This window comes from Mucilaginibacter paludis DSM 18603, assembly GCF_000166195.2.
Classification (GTDB): domain Bacteria; phylum Bacteroidota; class Bacteroidia; order Sphingobacteriales; family Sphingobacteriaceae; genus Mucilaginibacter; species Mucilaginibacter paludis.
Genome location: NZ_CM001403.1, coordinates 6,982,926 through 7,003,968, shown reverse-complemented (window position 1 = coordinate 7,003,968; position 21,043 = coordinate 6,982,926). Strand labels below are relative to the sequence as shown.

The window sequence follows — 21,043 nt, the reverse complement described above, 5'->3', positions numbered from 1 at the left end:
TGCTTCTTTATTTAGCCAGGCTAAAATTAATGGGGACGGTATATTGCACGCGCACCGGTTTGCCGTTTTGTACGCCGGGGTTCCACTTGGGCGACAGCTTAAGCACACGCAAACCTTCGTCGCCCAAACCTGCGCCGGGGTCGCGCAATATTTTTAAGTCGGTTAGGCTGCCATCGGTCTCGACAACAAATTGTATAAATACGCGGCCGGTTACGTTTGCGTCTTTGGCGGTTTTAGGATATCGTACATTTTCAATTAAAAATCGGCGAAAAGCCTCTTCGCCGCCAGGGAATGAGGGATTAATCTGGACAGCACTAAAAATTGGCTGGGCATTTGCATCCTGGGTAACGGGTGGGGTGGCCCCGGTGGGCGGGTTACCGCTAACGGGCGTGGGCGGTGCCAGGCTGAAAGTAACAGGCACAGTGTATTTTACCCGTACTGGCTTGCCATTTTGTAGGGCGGGCATCCACTTAGGCGATAGTTTGAGTACGCGGAGAGCTTCTTCGCCAAGGCCGGCGCCGGGTTCGCGTAGTACTGTCATATCGCCCAGGCTACCATCGGTTTCGACAAAAAATTGCACGAATACACGGCCGGAAACACTTGCGTCTCTGGCTGATTTAGGATAGCGTACATTTCTGGCTAAAAAGCGGCCAAAGGCTCCCTCGCCACCTGGGAATGAAGGATTAATTTCAACCAGATCAGTATCTGCGCGCACCTTAGCATTTATTGTTTGCTTTGAAACTTGCTGGGCCTGCGCAGTGGCCGCTTGGTGCGCTGCATTAGCCTGGTCTGCCTTTACCGAAGTTTCGGCTGGTGCTAACGCCTGTTTTACTACCAGCCCGATACTTATATTTTTGGCGTCGTAGGTGGCGTAGCGGGTACCGTGGGTCTGGGTGGCTGTTAGTAGCAGCTGCGGAACCAGGTCAACCCATCCGTAACTTTTGGTAAAGGCCAGGGTTGACATGCACAGCATGCTGCCCAGCAGCGGCAATACGGCCAGGTATTTGAACCTTGCCGAGCTGCCCGATTTTTTTTGATACAACATAATAATCCTCCTTTTTAATTGGTTTTTATTGAAAAATGAATTGGTAAGCGGACTGGGGAGCAGGCCATAAGCATTGCCGATTAAAAAATCGGTATAGCTGGCGGTATCGCCCTCCAGGGCGGCGGCGTGGCTGTCGGCAATAAACTCGTGCACCTCTTTAATGCTTTTTTGCAGCAGGTAAACAAAGGGATTAAACCAGTTGGCGGCCTTTAACAGCTCGAGGTAAATAATATCCCAACTGTGTTTCTGCCTGATGTGTACCTGCTCGTGGTGCAGTATAGTAGCCGACGATGCCAGCCGCTGGTTGATAAACAGGTAGCCCAAAAACGAAAAAGCGGCATTTGGGTCGGGGAGCTCAACAAGCGTAAAACCGTTATGCCGTTTGGCTACACCTTTTTTGGCCAGCGCCACTAATGCATATATTTTAATACCCAGGTGCACCAGCATAGCCAGCGTTACCAGGGCGTAGGTCAGCAGGGCATAATCGGCCCAGGCCCAGGCTGGGTTTTGCTGCGCCGTGGGCAGGGCGGCGCCTACCATGCCGCCCATATTAATGCTAACATTAACAGTGGGCCGCGGCCTTAAAATGCCAACTTGTAAAAGCGGTAAAACAAAGGCCAGCGCGCTGCTGAGCAGCAGGTAGGCCCGGTTAAGCTGGTAATAGGTTTCGCTGCGCAGCAGCAGGGCGTAAAGCAGGTAGAAACCAGCCAGGTACAGGTTGGCTTCCAGTAAATAGCGCATCAGGTTCATGGCTTTTTGTTTTTAAGGTTTTCGGCCAGTTTGGTTAGTTCTTCCAGTTGGTTAACATCAAGCTTTTGCTCGTTCACCAGGAAGGATACCAGGCTTTGGTACGAGTTGCTGAAGTAATTGGTCATGATTTTATCTACGGCAAATTTTTTGTAATCTTCTTCGCCAATGGCGGGGAAGTACACGTAGGAGTTGCTGTAGGCTTTATGGTTGATAAAGCCCTTCCCCTCCAGCACCCGGATAACGGTTGATACGGTATTATAGGCTGGCTTAGGATGGGGCATTTGCTCCACCACATCTTTCACCATGGCTTCATTGAGCTGCCACAGGATGCGCATCACCTGTTCTTCGGCTTTGGTTAGTTCTTTGATTGTTTGCATGGCTAACTATTTTTATAGTTTGGTTAAGTGAAGGTAGAAACTATAAAAATAGTTTGCAAACTATTTTTATAGTTTTTTTATTGAGGATGATGAGCCCCCTCTAAACCGCGTAGCGCTCATGCACACCAAAAAAACAAAAACCGTGCATAATCTCCCCCGGTTGGGGAGACTTTTTATTTTTTTAAGCATTTTTCTTAAAGCCCTCCCTACCGGGGAGGGTTTGGGTGGGGCTCTTTTACCGGGGAGGGTTTGGGTGGGGCTTCTTCAGCATGTTCGAGTGGCGCTCTACGCCATCGCTTCATTTAACTGCGCAATGCTTTGCAGCAAAACGGGGTGTATATAGCCGGGGGCTATTTCGGCCAGGGGCGCAAGGGTAAACTTACGGTTATGGAGTTGTGGGTGGGGCACCACCAGGTCGGGCTCGTTAATTACCTCGTTGCCGTAAAATAAAATATCGATGTCGATAGTGCGCGATCCCCATTTTTCTTTACGCTCGCGGCCCAGTTGTTTTTCGATGCCCAGGATGGTTTGCAGCAGTTGCCGGGCTGGCATGGCGGTTTCAACAAGGAGTACCTGGTTCAGGTAATCGGGCTCGTCGGTTTTGCCCCAGGCCAGGGTTTGGTGTACGGCCGATTGCCGTATAACCGGGCCTACCAGCGTTTCAATCTGGCTGATGGCGTTTTCCAAAAACAATTGGCGGTTGCCCATGTTACTTCCCAACAGCAAAAAAACCTTAATCATTGTTGTAACAAATACCCTTGTTAATGCTCTTATCCATATCTATTTAGTAGTTTTGCATAGTTAAAGTTTTTTTATATTACATGAAACAATTCTTCAAATTTGTTTTTGCCACCATCATCGGCATTATTATTTCTTCGTTCCTCCTGGTGATCATCTTAATCGGAATTGTTTCGGTAGCTACCAGTGGCGATAAAAGTACCGAAGTGGCATCCAACTCGGTATTGCGCATCGCCCTCTCCAGCTCCATCGCCGAGCGCACGCCGGATAACCCCTTGGCCGAACTGGGTTTTTTAGGTTTAAATGGAGATAAAGCCATCGGACTGAATGATATTTTAGCCAACATCCGCAAAGCAAAAACTGATAGTAACATTAAAGGTATTTTTTTAGACGAGAGCAGCATGGCATCGGGCCAGGCCACTACCGAGGAGATCCGCAATGCGCTGATCGACTTTAAAAAATCGGGCAAATTCATCATCGCCTACTCCGAAATATACAGCCAGAGCTTTTATTACTTAGCCTCCGTTGCCGATAAGGTGTACATGAACCCTAAAGGTATTTTTGAGTTTCACGGCTTTAGCTCGCAAATCACCTTTTTTAAAGGCGCACTGGATAAGCTGGGTATTGATATGCAGATCATCAAGGTGGGCACTTATAAAAGCGCGGTTGAGCCCTTCTTTTTAGATAAAATGAGCGATGCCAACCGTATGCAGGTGAATGCCTACCTGGGCTCGTTATATGATCATTTCCTGACGGGGATTAGCGCCAGCCGCAAAATCAACAAGGATTCGCTGGCCAACATTGCCAATAACTTACTGATACAAAACCCCGAAGATGCGGTAAAATACAAACTGCTCGACGGCCTGAAATATAAGGACGAATTGCTTGACGAACTGAAAGACCGCACCGGCGTTAGTAAAAAGAAAGACATTAAATCGGTTAACATAGGCGAGTATACCAAGGCCGGTACCGATAACGATGCCGATACCACCAATCTGGATAGCCGCATAGCCATTGTATATGCCTCGGGCGAAATTGCGGGCGGCAATGGCGATGATAACAGCATCGGATCTGAAAAAGTGTCGGCCGCCTTGCGCAAGGTGCGCCTGAACGATAAAATAAAAGCGGTAGTACTGCGTGTCAATTCGCCGGGGGGCAGCTCGCTGGCATCCGACGTAATTTGGCGCGAGGTATTGCTCACCAAAAAAGCAAAACCGGTAATTGTTTCCATGGGCGATTACGCTGCATCGGGCGGGTACTACATTGCCTGCGCTGCCGATTCCATTTACGCCGAACCTAATACCATTACCGGCTCCATTGGTATTTTTGCCATGCTGCCCAACATGCAAAAGTTTTTTAACGATAAGCTGGGCCTCACCTTTGACGGCGTTAAAACCGGCAAATTTGCCGACCTGGGCGATGTATCGCGCCCGCTTACTCCCGAAGAAAGGATGATACTACAGGCACAGGTTAACCGCGGCTACGATACCTTTACCAAAGCCGTTGCCGATGGCCGCCATAAAACACAGGCCTACATTAACAGCATTGGCCAGGGCCGCGTATGGACAGGCAGCCAGGCCATTAAAATTGGACTGGTTGATAAGCTGGGCAACATTAACGACGCCATCCGCTCGGCGGCAAAAATGGCTAAACTAAAGGATTACAGCGTAGTAGCCTACCCCGAGCAAACCAGCAAATTTAAAAGCCTGGGCCGCGCCTTTGGTGCCGAAACCCGTGTTTACATGCTTAAATCGGAACTGGGCGAAAACTATAAATATTATAACCAGGTTAAGGCAGCATCGCAAATGAGCGGCATACAAATGCTGATGCCGTATGAGGTGGTGGTGAGATAAGCCCCACCAAACCTCCCCTGAAGGGGAGGCTTTGAAAATCATGATGGATATGGTGTGCGTAGAGCTTTAACGGCTAAGGTTTGACGATGAGCTTTGACAACTTTTAAAAAGTTGTCAAAGCTTAGCTGTTTTAATTAGGCATTTTCAGGCAGGGTTACAGAGTTCGTGGCCCCCCTGTAGCCCGTAGCGAAACCCGCGCCCTCCCGAGAGGACATCATAATAAAAACACTCATTATCAATGTAATACGCAAGGAAAGCGGCAGCCCGTGCGATTCCCCTCTTGAGAGCAGGGCTGTTGCATTTAAAAGAAGAAGGATTTAAATTTGCAGAAAAAAGAGTATGGACAAGGGCATCATAACCTATTTGCAGAAGTTGCCAGACGTGCGTAGAAAGGCTGGTCAGCGGCATGACCAAACGTTTATTTTGTTATTATTTGTGATGGGGACGATGAGTGGTTATTACGGCTATCGTGCTCTGGGTGATTTTATAAAGCGTAATCAAAAAGATCTTTTGACTTATTTCACTCCGAAAAAATCCCGTTTGCCTACGTTTTATACCGTGAGGCGTGTACTGCAGAATTTAGATTTTGAAAGTTTAAGCGAAGTTTTTTATCAATGGGCCAGTCAGTATACAGAAATCAATAAAAATGAATGGATGAATATAGATGGCAAAGCGATCAAAGGGACAATGAGTGATTATGCGCTTGAAAAACAGCGATTTGTAAATTTGGTAAGTATCTATAATGGGAGCCGTGGTCAAGTATTAGCCCAGGGTCTTGTAGACAATTCAAAGGAAAGTGAAATTCCGGTGGTACGCAAGCTTATTGCTGAACTGGGATTGGAAGGGGTAACGTTTACGCTTGACGCCTTACATTGCCAAAAAAAACAGTTGAGCTGATAATAGGTACGAATAATGATTATATGATAGGCGTAAAAAAGAATCAAAAGGGCCTTTATGAAAAAATAGCGGCGCTGACATCGGATACAGCAAAGGTTTGCAGCAAGTTCGTTGAATTGGAGAAAAATAAAGGACGTACAGAGCGCAGATCGGTATGTATATGCCCGGCGCCAGAAGAAATCAGTAAAGCCTGGATAGGCGCCAGTCAGGTAATCAAGGTAGAGCGTTGGGTAAAAGACAAAAATAAGATCAGTGAGGATTGCGCATTCTATATCAGCAGTGTGAGGGAAAATGCACAATTGTTATGCTATGGAATCAGAAGTCATTGGGGGATAGAGAATAAGCTACATTGGGTAAAGGATGTCACGTTTAAAGAGGATGCCTCCCGCATTAGAACTTCTCATGCACCAGAAAATATATCGGTGTTTAGAAACATCGCTATTAACGTTTTCAGAGCTCATGGCTTTCAAAATATAGCACAAGCACAAAGACTCGTTTGCAATGACATCGGCAGATTGAAACAATTACTCACTTAGAATGCAACAGCCCTGCTCTTGAGAGGGGTGGAGGGGTGTGTTCTATGCGAGCGATAAAAAGCGCAGTGTTATTGCTTAGCATCGGCGCCTTTGCGTAAGTATATTGCCATTTTATAAGTAACTCCATTTCTTAACTAAACCACATTGGATGTTATATTCTTATTTTCTGTAAAGGTGTTTTTGGATTTACATCGCTATTTAAGATTTTTAAAGGAGAAATGTATGTCTGCCATCACAAAACAAACCTCAATTAAAAAAGGATTTGGTACTGCAATTTTAAGTGATAAGGTTACAGACCATGCCAATGACCCTTTTGTAGTAAAAAAAGTAAATAAGGCATTTGAAACACTTAAAAAAGTTGGATAGCCTAATACCACCAAAAAATAAACATCATATTTTTGATAAAGGCTAATTGAAGTACCAAACATAACATGCCAAAACAGTTATACATATTATTCTGCGAAAGCCCCTTGAATAGAAACAAGGTTGATCCTGATTTTGAAAGCGAATTTTTGAGTGCAACAGAAAATGGTTTCTGTACTTTGTTGTTCAATTTTGATGAACTGGTAGATAACAAAGATGCTGAATTGGCAACAAAAAGAATTAAGCCCAATGGTACACTCACGGATGTAGTTTACCGGGGATGGATGCTTACACCAGACCAGTATTCCACACTTTATCATAACCTGCTGGCTAAAAACTACAGGTTGATTAACAATAAAATCGAATATCAAAACTGCCATTACTTACCTGATAGTCTGAAATTTATTTCGGCCCATACACCAAAAACAATTTTCGAAAGCGCATCCAGTGAATCATTCATCAATACGCTAATAGCAGAAGCAAAAGCGTTTGGCAGCCAGCCCATTATTATTAAAGATTACGTAAAATCCGAGAAACACCATTGGCAAACAGCCTGCTTTGTAAGCCAGGCTTCGAATACAGCGAAGCTTAAAGAAACTATTGATAATTTAATTCGCCTCCGCGGAGATTACCTGAATGAGGGTATTGTGATTAGGGAATTTTTAGAACTTAGTGATCTCACTATTCATTCTAAAAGCGGCATGCCTTTAAAAGAAGAATATCGCTTATTTTTTTGTCATAAAAAATTGATCGGCATCTACAATTATTGGGAAGAAGGCGAGTACCTTGCTTCAAAACCTGACACCGAAGGTTTTGAAGTTTTAGCGCAGGGCATTACCAGCAATTTCTTCAGTATGGATATTGCCAGGCAAAAAAACGGGAATCTGATTATCATTGAGCTGGGCGATGGACAGGTTTCTGGCATACCTGATCATACCGATCAAAATGAGTTTTATAAAAACCTTTGGAGTTGCCTGCCGTAAGCCATTCGACTGGTTGTTATATTAAAACCTTTAGTGATCAACTCTAATACCTGGCTCAAAATTCGCCCGCCCCTATCCATAATTAAAATAAACCGTGCTGATGCCTTTGCTTTGCGCATATTCAAGGAAGTTTTTAAAGTTGCGTAAATCCTGCCCGAAGTTGTTGCCGATGTAGCCGTTGCCTTGATTGACCGTAAAGTTGGAAAAATAAGTTTTATTGTCCAGCGTATCGTAATCGGTTGGTGTTAGCAGGGCGGGTAAGTTATCTATGGCCGTTAGCTTATGAATGAGTTGATTGATGAGTTCTGTTATTTTCGCGATGTTGCCTTGCAATTTGGCTTTGTTTTGGGCCGCTTGATGCAGCAATGTTTGCTTTTCCTGGTCAGTGTAGGCCATGGATAAAAAAAACGCTAAACTTTCCTCTTCCGGATAATCGTTCATATCATACAATGCCGATATGTCGACCCCGGTGATTTGCCCTATCTGGTCGAGTTCGGGTTCGCCGGTTTGTATCACATCCCTTCGGCTCATTAAATTGCAAAAGGTGCGGCTGAGCGAATGCTGGTAGAAATATACCTCACTGTAATTGCCTTCAAAAATAACGTCTTCGTTTTCAGTGGCGATGCGGATGTCCAGTCCCATTTTGGTGTTGATTGATAAACGAATATAAAAAATGAATTTGGTAATGTTGGGAGTTACATACCCAGCCAGGCGGAAAAAACAGACATGGCGTTTGAAACTTCGTGATCTTCTCCGGACCACAGGCAACAGCGGGCAAAGGCCCCGACTGCACGCCGGGATGACAGGGTTGGAGAAAGGCACTGTGTTTGAAATACCTACATCAGCTACTTAAAAAAAATGTCATTTTGACGAGGTACGAGGAAAAATTTTCTGCGCGCTAAAGGTATACAGCAAGGCTTATCGCTCGTAAAGCATTCCTGCTTTCCATATCCCATTACAAACGCAGCTTTGACAACTTTTTAAAAGTTGTCAAAGCTCTCACGGTCAGTGCCTCCACGCGGTATACTTATCGCTCGCAAAAGGTCCCTCGTACCTCGGGATGACAGGGTTTAGAAATGATGCTACTTCAAAAAGAAATATCATTTCCCCCTACACCACCTTCAAGGTATAAAAAAACCTGCTACCTTCCCCTTCCTGGCTCTCAACTCCTATTTTGCCGCCCTGGGCTTCAATAAAATCTTTGGCGATGGCCAGGCCAAGGCCGGTTCCGGTTTTATCGAGGCCTGCGCCGGGTACTTTAAAGTAGCGCTCAAATATGCGCGACAGGTAGCGGGCGTCAATCCCCTGGCCATAATCCTTCACCGAAAATTCAAGCATGTCCTTGTGCCTTTTTACCGTAAGCTCAATGGTTGATTTGGATGCGCTGTATTTTACCGCGTTACTGAGCAGGTTGATGAGTACCCAGGTGGTTTTATCCAGATCGGCCTGTACATCGGGCAAACTATCGGGGCAATTAATTTTGATGGTGATCTGTTTCTGGTCGGCTATAAATTTTACGGCCTGTACGGCGTAGTTTACAATATTTTGCGGGTGCGTGTTGCCAAAGTTAAGATTGATCTTCCCGGTTTCAACCTGCGCCAGGTCGAGCAGTTCGCCGGTTATTTGCAGCAGGCGGCGGGTATCGTCGTCAATATTTTGCAGCAATTGCCTTTGCTCGGAGTTCACATCCCCAATACGGGCATCCTCCAGCAATTTTAAACTCATTTTAATGGATGAGATAGGCGTTTTGAGCTCGTGCGATATGGTGGCGATAAAGTTGGTTTTAGCCTCGTCCAATTGCTGAAACTCCGTAATGTTTTTCAGGATGATTACCTTGCCAATGGTGGTGCCATCGTTAACCACATCAACGGTTTCCTTATTAAAAAAGCTCTCTTTGTTATCGGCGTAAATTTTCATTTTATGCTGATCGGTCACCAGCATATTGCGCAATAAATCATTCTCCAAAGCCACATCAGGGCCGTGGTGACCTATCAGTTTATCTTCGGTTTGGCCTATCAGGGTACAAGCTACCTGGTTAGCAAATACAATGGTCATTTTATCATCCAAACCAACAACGGCATCCTGCATCGAGTTGATGATGGCCTCAATGCGTTTCTTCTCAAACATAATGCTGGCTAAGTTGCTGTTCTCGTAATCGTTCAGCTTGCGGGCCATCTGATTAAAGGCCTCGGCCAGGTCGCGAAACTCATCGTCCGACTCAAACTCCAAACGTTTCTGGTAATTTTTATCAGCAATCTCTTTAATCCCCGCCGTTAGCTCTTTTACCGGATTAGCAATATAGCCCGGAAAATTAACCATAAAGCTAAAGGCCACTAAAAAGCAAAAGGAGCCCATCAGCGCCACAATAATAGCAGCGTTATTGGCAGTATTTTCGGCAGTGCGGTTTTTGCGCTCAATGGCCGTCATGTTAACCTGGGTAATATCATAAAGCAGGGGCTTGAGTTTAAGCTTCACTTTATTCACTTCGACAGGGTTGCCCAGGGCAGCTTTTAAGCGTTCAAAATTCATGCGTAACGAATCTGCATAAGCCTGTTCGCCAACTTCTGTAATATTGCCCTGCTCGGCGGCCAGGTTCTTTTCAATCACCTGCAGCTGCGCCGTGTTGGGTACCGGCTGGTTATCCAGCGCCTGGCCTATGTTTTTGGAATACACCAGCGACCGGTAATTATCTTTCAGAATAGCTTTTGAATCGAACGACAGGCGGTTTAAATAATAAGCGGCCAGTCCGGAGCATAACAGGGCCATCAAAAACAGAAAGCCTATGCCCATGCGAAGTTTATTTTTAATGCTCATGATTTATGATAGTATAACAAGGTCAACATCCGATTTACTCAATTTATTGAGCAGTTGCGTAAAAACAGCCGTTTTAATAACCAGCTGGTAAAATTTAAAATGGGGCTTGCCAATGCAAATGGTTGTAATTTCGTATTTCTCGGCAGTTTCCCAGATGGCTTTAGCCACATTGTTGCTTTTTACTTTAATTACCTCGGCCCCCAATTCGGTGGCTAATTTAAAGTTATTGATCAGATATCGTTGCGACGAGAGCCTGATTTTATCACTGCTTTCGGTATCGGTTTGTACATACATCACAAACCATTTGGATCGGTAGTACGATGCCAGCCTGGCCGTTTTGCGGATAATGATTTTAGCCGAAGCCTCGTTGGTGCTAATGCAGGCCAAAAGTAACTCGGGCCGCAACTTAATGGTTTTAGGGATCTCAATATCAATTTTCCGCTCCAGCAGGTGGGCCACCTCTTTAAGGGCCAGCTCGCGCAGCTGCAAAATGCGCTCGGTTTGGAAAAAATTGCCCAGCGCCAGAGGCACCTTCTTTTCATCGTATATCTTGCCTTCCTTCAGACGGTCAATCAACTCATCAGCCGTTAAATCGATGTTCACCACCTCGTCGGCCAGCTGCAACACACTATCCGGGATGCGCTCGCGGATGGCGGTGCCGGTAATTTTCTCAATATCCTCGTTCAGGCTCTCGATGTGCTGAATGTTTACCGCGCTGATCACGTTGATACCGGCGTTTAAAATATCCACCACATCCTGCCAGCGTTTATCGTTTTTGCTGCCCTCGATATTGGTATGGGCCAGTTCATCAACAATCACTACTTCGGGGCGCAGGTTAATGATGGCTTGCAGGTCCATCTCCTCCAGGTCCTTGCCCTTGTAAAACAAGTGCCTGCGGGGGATGAGCGGCAGCCCCTCTAACTGCGCCAGGGTTTCTTTACGGTTATGCGTTTCAATATAGCCAATCTTTACATCAATGCCGTTGCGCAGCAGTGCCTGCGCCTCCAGCAGCATCCGGTAAGTTTTACCCACGCCGGCACTCATGCCAATGTAGATCTTAAACTTCCCGCGCCTTGATTTTTTGATCAGCTCGAGAAAGTGCTGAACCGATTCTTCCTTTTCCATTTGGTTGTTAACTGTGAATAATTATTCCTCACTTAAGCGTCATTGCGAGGTATGAAGCAATCTCTACGTAGGTGGGGCCGGTCTGCAAATTAACCTCGCCACCAACTGTCATTGCGAGGGACGAAGCAATCGCACGGAAGCAGAGCCGCTCTGCAAGTTCGCCCTGTATAACTTGGAGATTGCTTTGTCTTAACTCCTTATAACGTGGTATCAGTTCTCGATTTATCATTTCGTTTGTTTTGCGCTTATAAAGCAGTAGGTCTTAATTTATAGCATCGGCGCGCTCAATCGCCGCGCGAAGGGCTTTGTTCTTTTTGTCTTGACACAAAAAGAACCAAAAAAGTCAAGACTGCCCGATCCTTCCGCCCACAGGCCAACTCCTGGCCCGGCGTGCAGTCGGGCCTTTGCCCACTTTTGCCTTTGTATAAAATAAGTTCAAACATCATCTCATTGCTGTTCGCGATAACACTTTGAGAAACTGATCATCATATTATTAAAACGTCATTGCGAGGCACGAAGCAATCTCTACATAGGCAGAGGGGCTTTGCAGCTTCTATCGCACACGCCCCTCCGCTTTTTTATTTACCCATGCTATCCAGCGCGATGTTCAGCTTCAGCACGTTTACCTTGGCGGGGCCGAACAGGCCCAGCAGGGGTTGCTCGGTATGCTCATCAACCAAAGCTAACACTTTATCGGTGCTTAAGTTACGGGCTTTGGCAACACGGGCGGCCTGAACTTTGGCGCCTGCGGGCGACAGGTCAGGATCAAGCCCGCTGCCTGATGCGGTTACCAGTTCGGCGGGGATCTGGGCGCGGGTTACACCAGGGTTATGTTTTAAAAAGTTTTGGATACGGCCCTCAACATCCTTAAGATAATCGGGGTTTGAGGGGCCTTTGTTTGAGCCGCCCGAACCATCGGCATGGTAATCAACCGCCGAAGGGCGCGACCAAAAATACTCGTCTTTAGTAAACTTTTGGCCCACATTAGCGTAGCCAACTACTTTGCCGTGTAAACTTACGGTAACACCATCACCACCACCGGGGGTTAATTTACCAACGGCAGCAATGGCTAAAGGATATAAGCCAGCCAGTATAACCAACAGGATCACTGTTATTTTTAAGGAAGGCAACAGATATGTTTTCATTTTTTTTAGTATTGAGATTTGCGTATTGCGTATTGCGATGTTTGTTTTTTAGTATTTTTTTAGTATTGAGATTTGCGTATTGCGTAATGCGATGTCTTTTTTAGTATTGAGATTTGCGTAGTGCGTAGTGCGATGTTATTTTAGTATTGAGATTTGCGTAGTGCGTAGTGCGATGTTATACTGGATTATGTTTTTTACTATCTATCCAAACTTTTTTTATCGCAATACGCAATACTCATTACGCTATACTTCAACTACCTATCTAAACTTTTTCATCGCAATACGCAATACTCACATCGCAATACTCATATAAATATAGCTACCAGTAAATCAATCAGTTTAATACCTATAAAGGGTATCAATATACCGCCGAAACCGTAAATAAACAGGTTGCGCCTTAATAAAGCACTGGCACCTATCGGTTTATATTCCACACCGCGTAATGCCAGCGGGATAAGCATCGGTATAATGATGGCGTTAAAAATTACTGCCGACAATATGGCCGACTCGGGGCTGTGCAGCTGCATAATGTTTAAAGCCTTTAAAGCCGGGATAGATACCATAAACAGCGCCGGAACGATGGCGAAGTACTTGGCCACATCGTTCGCTATCGAGAAGGTGGTTAGCGTACCGCGGGTCATTAACAACTGCTTGCCTATTTCCACAATTTCAATCAGCTTGGTAGGGTCGTTATCCAAATCCACCATGTTACCGGCTTCTTTGGCGGCCTGTGTACCGCTGTTCATGGCCACGCCTACATCAGCCTGGGCCAGGGCGGGCGCATCGTTTGTACCATCACCCATCATGGCAACCAGCTTGCCGCCTTGTTGCTCGGCTTTAATGTAGTTCATTTTATCTTCGGGCTTAGCCTCGGCAATAAAATCGTCAACACCGGCTTTTTCGGCTATAAATTTAGCTGTAAGGGGGTTATCACCGGTAACCATCACGGTTTTTACACCCATCTTGCGTAAGCGCTCAAAACGTTCGGCAATGCCGGGTTTAATAATATCCTGTAACTCAATTACGCCCAGTATCTCTTCATTTTCAGATACTACCAGCGGTGTACCACCGTTAGAGGCTATCAGCTTTACCTGTTTTTCAACTTCCGACGGGAAGATGTGCCCAGCCTTTAAAGCGATGTTACGGATCGAATCAAACGCGCCTTTACGGATGCGCAAGCCATCGGGAGTATCCAATCCGCTCGAGCGGGTTTCGGCAGTAAACTTAATAAATACCGAACCGGCAGGTGCTTTCACAGCCAGCATATTTTTGGTTTGCTCGGCCAGTTCCACAATTGATTTACCTTCGGGAGTTTCGTCGGCCAGCGAGCTTAGTACGCAGGCACGGGCAAACACATCCTCGTTAACGCCATCGGCGGGGTAAAAGTTGGTGGCTTTACGGTTACCTATAGTAATGGTGCCTGTTTTATCTAACAACAGGGTATCTAAATCGCCGGCAGTTTCAACCGCTTTGCCCGATTTGGTAATTACGTTGGCACGCAGCGCCCTATCCATCCCCGCTATACCGATGGCCGATAAAAGGCCACCGATGGTAGTAGGGATCAAACAAACAAACAGTGAAATAAAGGCCGCTATGGTAATCGGAGTGTTAGCATAGTCGGCAAAGGGTTTAAGCGTGATACATACAATAACAAATATCAGGGTAAAGCCGGCCAGTAAAATGGTTAAAGCAATTTCGTTAGGTGTTTTTTGGCGCGATGCACCTTCAACCAAAGCAATCATCTTATCTAAAAAGCTTTCGCCGGGCTGGGTGGTTACCATCACCTTAATCCTGTCCGACAGTACTTTGGTACCACCAGTAACGGATGATTTATCGCCGCCCGACTCCCGGATAACCGGGGCAGATTCGCCTGTAATGGCCGACTCATCAATGGTGGCTATCCCTTCAATAATTTCGCCATCGGTAGGGATATTATCTCCGGTTTCGCAGATAAATACATCGCCCTTTTTTAATTGCGACGACATTACCCTTTGTTCTTTACCGTTAACAATAACCCGGGCAGGTGTTTCTTCGCGGGTTTTGCGCAGGCTTTCGGCCTGGGCCTTGCCACGTGCTTCGGCAATAGCCTCTGCAAAATTGGCAAACAAAACGGTTAACAACAGTACAATAAAAACGGTAAGGTTGTAACCAAAGCTTCCCTGGCCTTTGTTGGCAAACGAGAAGATGCTCACAATCAGCATCACCACGGTGCCTATTTCCACGGTGAACATCACCGGGTTTTTAATTAATATACGTGGATCAAGTTTAATGAACGATTGCTTTAAAGCATCACTCACCTGCTCGCCCTGGAATAATTTATTTTGAGTTTTCATTTTTTTATTTTGTTAAACATAAACACCGGGCCCCCTCTAAATCTCCCCCAATAGGGGAGACTTTTTTTCTTTTTGCTTTTAAAAGCCCTCTCCTTTGGGGAGGGTTGGGTGGGGCTTTTTTATTTTAAAGAAAAATGTTCGGCAATTGGCCCCAGCGCCAATGCAGGGAAAAACGACAGCGCGGCAATAATCACGATGACGGCGAAAACCATCACACCAAATGTGGAGGTATCGCTTTTTAAGGTACCGGCACTCTCGGGCACAAATTTTTTGTTAGCCAGTATACCTGCTATAGCTACCGGACCAATAATGGGTAAAAACCTGCCCAGTATCATCACAAAACCGGCGCTTACGTTCCAAAAAATATTGTTATCGCCCAGGCCCTCAAAGCCCGAACCATTGTTGGCTGCGCACGATGAGTATTGGTACAACATTTCGGAGAAACCGTGGCTGCCCGGGTTGTTTAACCATGCCGAAGGCTTAACGGCCCAATCGGCATTGGGGAAGTGTACCAGCACATAAGATGATATGGCGGTACCCACCAGGATAATAAAGGGGTGCAGCAGGGCAATCAGCGAAGCGATCTTCATTTCGCGAGCCTCTATCTTTCGGCCAAAAAACTCCGGCGTACGCCCAACCATCAATCCCGAAATAAATATGGCGATGATGATAAAAATGTAAAAGTTTAAAAAGCCTACACCCACACCACCATAAAAGCAGTTCACCATCATGCCCATCATCATGCTGAAGCCCGAAACCGGCATAGCACTATCATGCATCGAGTTAACCGATCCGGTAGAGGTTATGGTAGTCATCACGCTCCAGTAGGCCGAGTTTAAAGGCCCAAAGCGCACTTCCTTACCTTCCATGGCTCCGGTAGGCTGGCTAATACCCATGTGGGCAATGGCCGGGTTACCGTTTACCTCGGCGTTAAGGGTGGGTATCATCAGGCAAAGCATCCCAATGGTCATCACGCCAAACATCACGTAAGCAAACTTCTTTTTATTTAAATAAAAGCCTAAGGCAAATACCAAACCTATCGGTATAATCAGCTGAGCTACAAGCTCAACCGTATTGGTTAAATAGTTAGGGTTTTCCAGCGGGTGGGCCGAGTTGGCTCCAAACCATCCGCCGCCATTGGTACCTAAGTGCTTAATGGCAACCATGGCAGCAACCGGTCCGCGCGATACGTGGATGGTATCGCCCTGCATGCCTATCAGCGTATCTTTACCCTGGTAGCTGGTTGGCATACCGTTAAAAGCCAGGATAATGGCAATCAGGATAGAAAAAGGTAATAGTATACGGGTTATCGTTTTAACAAAGTTATCCCAAAAGTTACCCAGCTTATCGGTTACCTTATCCTTTAACCCTCTAAACAGGGCAACCAAGGCAGCTATACCAGTTGCGGCCGATGCAAAGTGCAAAAACATAAACACAAAATGCTGTGTAAAGTAAGTGGCACCGCTCTCGCCCGAGTAATCCTGCAGGTTACAGTTTACCAAAAAGCTAATGGCCGTGTTAAAGGCTAAATCGGGCGTTTGGCTGGGGTTGGCATCCGGGTTTAACGGCAAGTGCGACTGGTACAGTAAGCAAAAGAAAGCGTAAAACAGCCACACTGCGTTAACGGTAAGCATGGCGTATAAATGCTGTTTCCAGTTCATTTCGCGCTGAGCATCAATCCCGCTCAAGCGGAAGATCAAGCGCTCAACAGGAGCCATAAAATCAAGCCATGTTTTTTCGCCCTTAAAAACCTTGGCCATATACAAGCCAAGCGGTACGGCAATGATGAGCGTGAGCAGGTAAGTGAGTATTACCCCTGAAAGTTCGGTGTTCATTGTTTTAATAATTAAAATTGTTCGGGTTTAAGAAGCACGTATACCATGTATACAAACACGGCCACGGCCACAATAAATAGTGCGATCATGTTGCTTAGATTTTTTCGAAGTAATTAACTGATTTAAAAAAGAGCCAGAAAAAGGCTATAAATAAAACTACGTAGGCTATTGTGAGTAATGCATCCATAATGTTTGATTTTTTATAGAGCCTTTACCAAGAGCGGTGCCAGAGGAGTATCATATTTGTAATTACTTGACTTACAGAAAATTAAATATTAAAAATATTTTACCAAACCTGAATTGGAAATCATAATGAGAAGGAATTATCATTTTGATAGACCGGAGGAATTGTTGATTGATTGATTTGATGGGTGGCTGGGGAACACCAGGTTATTGATTGAATGATCGATGGCGTTATTTCAACTTTCCACCTCGTGTTTTCAGTTTAGCAGGGCGTTGCCTCCGGCCCACGCTTTCCGTTTATACTGCGCAGGCCTTAGCCACAGGCCGGTATTCACTGCAATCGTTAACGCAAAAGGGGGTTGTTAACAAAAAAAATATACATCATACAAACAGGGCCACCTTGATTATATTTGTCCAGATGGATCAGAAGTTATCTTTATCAGCCCTCTCTCCAACACCTTTCAGCAAATTGGGCATGGAAAATTACACTGCCCTATAGCCAATGCTCCAAACACGAAAAATCTTCTAAAAAAAACCTGCGTAATTTTGTAGGGCCTCTACTTTAAATAATTTTTATTAAATTAAGCTTATTGGAAAGATTAATTTACATTTGTAGCTCTATTACAAAAGAATAAATTTGAAAAAGCTAATAAAAGATATTACAAATATCCAAACCGGGCTATTTGCAAAGCCATCCGGAATTGGTGAAGTGGTGTATTTGCAATCTAAGCATTTTGATGAATATGGTCAATTACTTTCTATTCTGCATCCCGATTTAATGGCTGAAGGCATCTCTGAAAAGCACCTGTTAAAAAACGGAGATGTTTTGTTTGCTGCCAAGGGAACAAAAAACTTTGCTGCTGTTTTTGAAAATCATAACGAAGCTTCTGTAGCATCAACTTCGTTTTTTGTAATAAGACTGACTGGTGAAACATTGTTGGCTGAATATCTGGCGTTGTTCCTTAACAGTTATACAACACAAACAATTTTAAAAGCACAAGCAATAGGTACTTCAATGCCTTCAATTTCAAAACAAGTTTTAGAGAATCTGGAAATTACTGTTCCGGGTTTAGAAATACAAAAAGCGATTTTGCAAATCAATAAGCTTCGAAATAAAGAAAAAGTGCTGAAGAATAAAATAGAGGTACTTCGGGAAAAACAAATTCAACAACAAATAATCAACGCAATAAAATAAATATCATGACTAAAATAACTCAGAAAGATATCAACGACGCCGTTTGGAAAGCCTGTGACACTTTCAGAGGCAGTATAGACCCAAGCGTTTACAAAGACTATGTACTCACTATGCTGTTTATCAAATACCTAAGCGACGTACACGACGATAAAATGGATGCTTATCTAAAGAAATACAATGGTGATATGGAACGTGCCAAGCGTGCTATGCAGCACGAACGCTTTATTGTGCCCGAACATAGTCATTTTAATTTTTTATACAATTCGCGTAATGAAGCCAATATTGGGGAGCTTATAAATATAGCTTTAGCTGATTTAGAAGAAGCCAACCGGGAAAAACTCTACAGTGAAGATGGTGCCGGCATTTTCCAAAACATTGACTTTAACAGCAGTAAGCTGGGCGAACCTAAAGACAAAAATACCAGGCTAAAACACCTGTTACTCGATTTCAATAAAGATGCCCTAAACCTGCGCCCTTCGCATTTGGACGGGGTTGATATTATTGGTGGAGCCTATATGTTTCTCATAGAAAATTTTGCAAGTGATGCCGGTAAAAAAGCAGGCGAATTTTTCACACCTAAAGAAGTTTCTACTCTCATTGCCAAACTCACCAAATCAAAACCCGGTTCACGTATTTGCGACCCAACCTGCGGCTCTGCATCGTTGTTAATTAAAGCGGGTGAGGAGGTTGGCTCTGATAACTTTTCCTTGTACGGACAGGAAGCCAACGGCAGTACCTGGGCTTTGGCAGTAATGAACATGTTTTTGCATGGCTTTGACAATGCCACTATCCGCTGGGGCGATACCATCCGCAATCCCAAACTGAAAGAAGGTGATATGCTGATGAAGTTTGATACTGTAGTAGCCAACCCTCCTTTTTCGTTAGATAAGTGGGGTAAAGTAGAAGACAAGGAAGGTGATAAAACCACCGTAAGTTATGATCCTGAAACTGATAAATACAATCGTTTTTGGAGAGGCGTACCACCCAAAAGCAAGGGCGACTGGGCCTTTATCAGCCATATGATAGAAACGCTGAACGAACATGGCAGAGCAGGCGTTGTAGTGCCGCATGGTGTATTATTCAGAAGCAGCAGTGAAGGCCGTATACGCCAACGCACCATCGAAGAGAACCTTCTGGAAGCAGTAATTGGTTTACCTGCTAATTTGTTTTTTGGTACAGGTATTCCGGCAGCCATCCTCATTTTTAACAAGCAAAAAAGTAGCAATAATTTTTTGTTTATTGATGCGAGTAAACAATATAAAAACGCTAAAAACCAAAACAGGTTGCGAGCAAGGGATATAGAACTCATTGTGAAAACTTACCGGGATTTTGCAGAAGGTAAATTAAAGCCAGGAATAGTAGAAGAGAAGTTTAGTTATGTAGCCACTCCCGAAGAGGTACAGGAAAATGATTACAATCTGAATCTCCCCCGCTATGTAGACACATTTGAAGAAGAACCGGAAGTGGATATTGCGAAGGTACAAGAAGAGATCATTGGACTTGAAGAGGAATTAAGTAAAGTGCAACATGAAATTAATCAGTACCTAAATCAGTTGATAAAATAATGGCAAAAACAAAATACATACAAGATTTTCATGACATAGAAGTTCCAGAGAATTGGCAGGTCAAGAAGCTAAAGACCATTATGAAAGAAGGCCGTCTTGGTGGAAATTATGAAAATGCTGAGGCTAACACAGGAATACCAGTTATTAAAATGGGTAATCTTGACAGAGGTACGATTAAAATTGATAAGGTTCAATATCTGCCAAAAGGTGAATCCTACAATAATAAAGATGTTTTAACAGACGGTGATTTGCTTTTCAATACTCGAAATACTCTTGAGTTAGTGGGTAAAGTCGCTGTATGGAATAATGAGTTGCCATTTGCTGTTTATAATTCAAATTTGTTGCGAATAAAATTTGATTCCACTTTTGTAGAATCAAATTGGTTCATGAACTATGCTTTTAATTCAGAATACGGATTAAGACAATTAAAAGCGATTGCAACGGGGACAACAAGCGTAGCTGCTATATATGGAAAAGATTTAGAATCAATAAAATTTTTGTTGCCTCCCCTCCCCGAACAAAAAGTGATAGCCTCTATGTTCCGAATTTGGGATAAAGCAGTTCGAAAAACTGAACAGCTCATCGTTCAGAAGAAACAACGTAAAAAATGGATGATGCAACAGTTGTTTAGTGGGAAGAAACGATTAAAAGGTTTTGGAAAGGCCAATTATAAAAAAGTAGCTCTTGATGAAATATTAACCCCAATTCGTAATCCGCTTATACCTGAAGAAAAAACGCTTTATCAACAAATAGGCATCCGATCGCATGGCAAAGGTATTTTTCATAAAGAGTTAGTTTCAGGTAAAGACTTAGGTAATAAGCGAGTGTTTTGGATTGAACCCAATTGCCTAGTAATTAATATCGTTTTTGCCTGGGAGCAAGCGATAGCTAAAACTACTGAATTAGAAATCGGTATGATTGCATCTCATAGATTCCCGATGTTTAAACCAACTGAGGGGAAACTCAATTTAGACTATATTCTGTATTATTTCAAATCACCAAGGGGTAAGCAGTTACTGGTTAACGCTTCGCCCGGGGGAGCTGGTAGGAATAAGACCTTAGGACAGAATGAATTTATCAACCAGTTTATTTCACTTCCAACACTTGAAGAACAAACTGCAATTTCCCAAGTATTACAGGCAGCAGATAAGGAAATCAGCCTACTTAAAGCTAAGGTGGAGAAGTTGCGCGAGCAGAAAAAGGGATTGATGCAACAGCTTTTAACGGGGAGAGTAAGATTAAAAATCGACTGATATGAAGATACTTGGAGTAAGAAACTCACCAACAAAAATCAGGTTCTGTATTC

Annotated in this window: 16 protein-coding genes and 1 pseudogene; 7 read left to right on the top strand and 10 right to left on the bottom strand. The window is 44.4% G+C overall.

Annotated features, from left to right (window positions below; genetic code table 11):
• Positions 1-7 precede the first annotated feature (7 nt).
• From MUCPA_RS29735 to folK, 3 genes are all read right to left on the bottom strand, one after another.
• Positions 8-1,795 carry a M56 family metallopeptidase gene (locus MUCPA_RS29735; protein ID WP_008511571.1) on the bottom strand — a complete coding sequence of 596 codons (1,788 nt, stop codon included), beginning with the start codon at positions 1,793-1,795 and terminating at the stop codon, positions 8-10.
• A complete protein-coding gene (locus tag MUCPA_RS29730; protein ID WP_008511570.1) occupies positions 1,792-2,172 on the bottom strand; it encodes a BlaI/MecI/CopY family transcriptional regulator in 381 nt (126 codons plus the stop codon). The genes MUCPA_RS29735 and MUCPA_RS29730 overlap by 4 nt, the downstream gene beginning before the upstream one ends.
• Before the next feature lie 285 nt (positions 2,173-2,457).
• A complete protein-coding gene (folK, locus tag MUCPA_RS29725; RefSeq protein ID WP_008511569.1) occupies positions 2,458-2,913 on the bottom strand; it encodes a 2-amino-4-hydroxy-6-hydroxymethyldihydropteridine diphosphokinase in 456 nt (151 codons plus the stop codon).
• An 80-nt stretch (positions 2,914-2,993) separates the two neighbouring features.
• Between folK and sppA the strand changes: the two genes are divergently transcribed.
• The 4 genes and pseudogenes from sppA (at position 2,994) to MUCPA_RS29705 (ending at position 7,542) form a co-directional block, all read left to right on the top strand.
• Positions 2,994-4,763: a signal peptide peptidase SppA gene (gene sppA / locus MUCPA_RS29720; protein WP_008511568.1), complete on the top strand. Its 1,770-nt coding sequence runs from the start codon at positions 2,994-2,996 to the stop codon at positions 4,761-4,763.
• A gap of 339 nt (positions 4,764-5,102) precedes the next feature.
• Positions 5,103-6,196: pseudogene (locus MUCPA_RS39645) on the top strand (ISAs1 family transposase).
• A gap of 222 nt (positions 6,197-6,418) precedes the next feature.
• Positions 6,419-6,562: a hypothetical protein gene (locus MUCPA_RS38440; RefSeq protein ID WP_008511567.1), complete on the top strand. Its 144-nt coding sequence runs from the start codon at positions 6,419-6,421 to the stop codon at positions 6,560-6,562.
• Between the two features lie 65 nt (positions 6,563-6,627).
• Positions 6,628-7,542 carry an ATP-grasp domain-containing protein gene (locus MUCPA_RS29705; RefSeq protein ID WP_008511566.1) on the top strand — a complete coding sequence of 305 codons (915 nt, stop codon included), beginning with the start codon at positions 6,628-6,630 and terminating at the stop codon, positions 7,540-7,542.
• Between the two features lie 72 nt (positions 7,543-7,614).
• Here MUCPA_RS29705 and MUCPA_RS29700 read toward each other — a convergent pair whose 3' ends face one another.
• The 7 genes from MUCPA_RS29700 to kdpF all read right to left on the bottom strand — a co-directional run bounded on the left by MUCPA_RS29700 (position 7,615) and on the right by kdpF (position 16,883).
• On the bottom strand, positions 7,615-8,184 hold the full coding sequence (locus MUCPA_RS29700) for a hypothetical protein (protein WP_008511565.1): 570 nt from the start codon (positions 8,182-8,184) through the stop codon (positions 7,615-7,617).
• A gap of 468 nt (positions 8,185-8,652) precedes the next feature.
• On the bottom strand, positions 8,653-10,356 hold the full coding sequence (locus MUCPA_RS29695; RefSeq protein WP_008511564.1) for a HAMP domain-containing sensor histidine kinase: 1,704 nt from the start codon (positions 10,354-10,356) through the stop codon (positions 8,653-8,655).
• Between the two features lie 3 nt (positions 10,357-10,359).
• Positions 10,360-11,481 (bottom strand): signal transduction histidine kinase, encoded by a 1,122-nt coding sequence (locus tag MUCPA_RS29690; RefSeq protein WP_008511563.1) that lies wholly within the window; start codon positions 11,479-11,481, stop codon positions 10,360-10,362.
• Between the two features lie 578 nt (positions 11,482-12,059).
• Positions 12,060-12,626, bottom strand: coding sequence for a K(+)-transporting ATPase subunit C (locus MUCPA_RS29680; RefSeq protein ID WP_008511561.1), 567 nt, complete (start codon positions 12,624-12,626; stop codon positions 12,060-12,062).
• A gap of 305 nt (positions 12,627-12,931) precedes the next feature.
• Complete coding sequence (gene kdpB / locus MUCPA_RS29675; RefSeq protein ID WP_008511560.1) at positions 12,932-14,959, bottom strand: potassium-transporting ATPase subunit KdpB; 2,028 nt, start codon at positions 14,957-14,959, stop codon at positions 12,932-12,934.
• Between the two features lie 119 nt (positions 14,960-15,078).
• On the bottom strand, positions 15,079-16,794 hold the full coding sequence (gene kdpA, locus MUCPA_RS29670) for a potassium-transporting ATPase subunit KdpA (protein WP_008511559.1): 1,716 nt from the start codon (positions 16,792-16,794) through the stop codon (positions 15,079-15,081).
• Positions 16,795-16,805: 11 nt separating this feature from the next.
• Complete coding sequence (gene kdpF, locus MUCPA_RS39640; protein WP_083839428.1) at positions 16,806-16,883, bottom strand: K(+)-transporting ATPase subunit F; 78 nt, start codon at positions 16,881-16,883, stop codon at positions 16,806-16,808.
• Between the two features lie 731 nt (positions 16,884-17,614).
• Here kdpF and MUCPA_RS29660 point away from each other — a divergent pair.
• Genes MUCPA_RS29660 through MUCPA_RS36515 form a run of 3 tightly spaced genes read left to right on the top strand, consistent with a single transcriptional unit; the run spans position 17,615 to position 20,990 of the window.
• On the top strand, positions 17,615-18,172 hold the full coding sequence (locus tag MUCPA_RS29660) for a restriction endonuclease subunit S (protein ID WP_008511558.1): 558 nt from the start codon (positions 17,615-17,617) through the stop codon (positions 18,170-18,172).
• Positions 18,173-18,177: 5 nt separating this feature from the next.
• Positions 18,178-19,737: a type I restriction-modification system subunit M gene (locus MUCPA_RS29655; RefSeq protein WP_008511557.1), complete on the top strand. Its 1,560-nt coding sequence runs from the start codon at positions 18,178-18,180 to the stop codon at positions 19,735-19,737.
• Positions 19,737-20,990, top strand: a complete 1,254-nt coding sequence (locus tag MUCPA_RS36515) for a restriction endonuclease subunit S (RefSeq protein WP_008511556.1) — start codon at positions 19,737-19,739, stop codon at positions 20,988-20,990. Before MUCPA_RS29655 ends, MUCPA_RS36515 begins: the two co-directional genes overlap by 1 nt.
• Positions 20,991-21,043 lie beyond the last annotated feature (53 nt).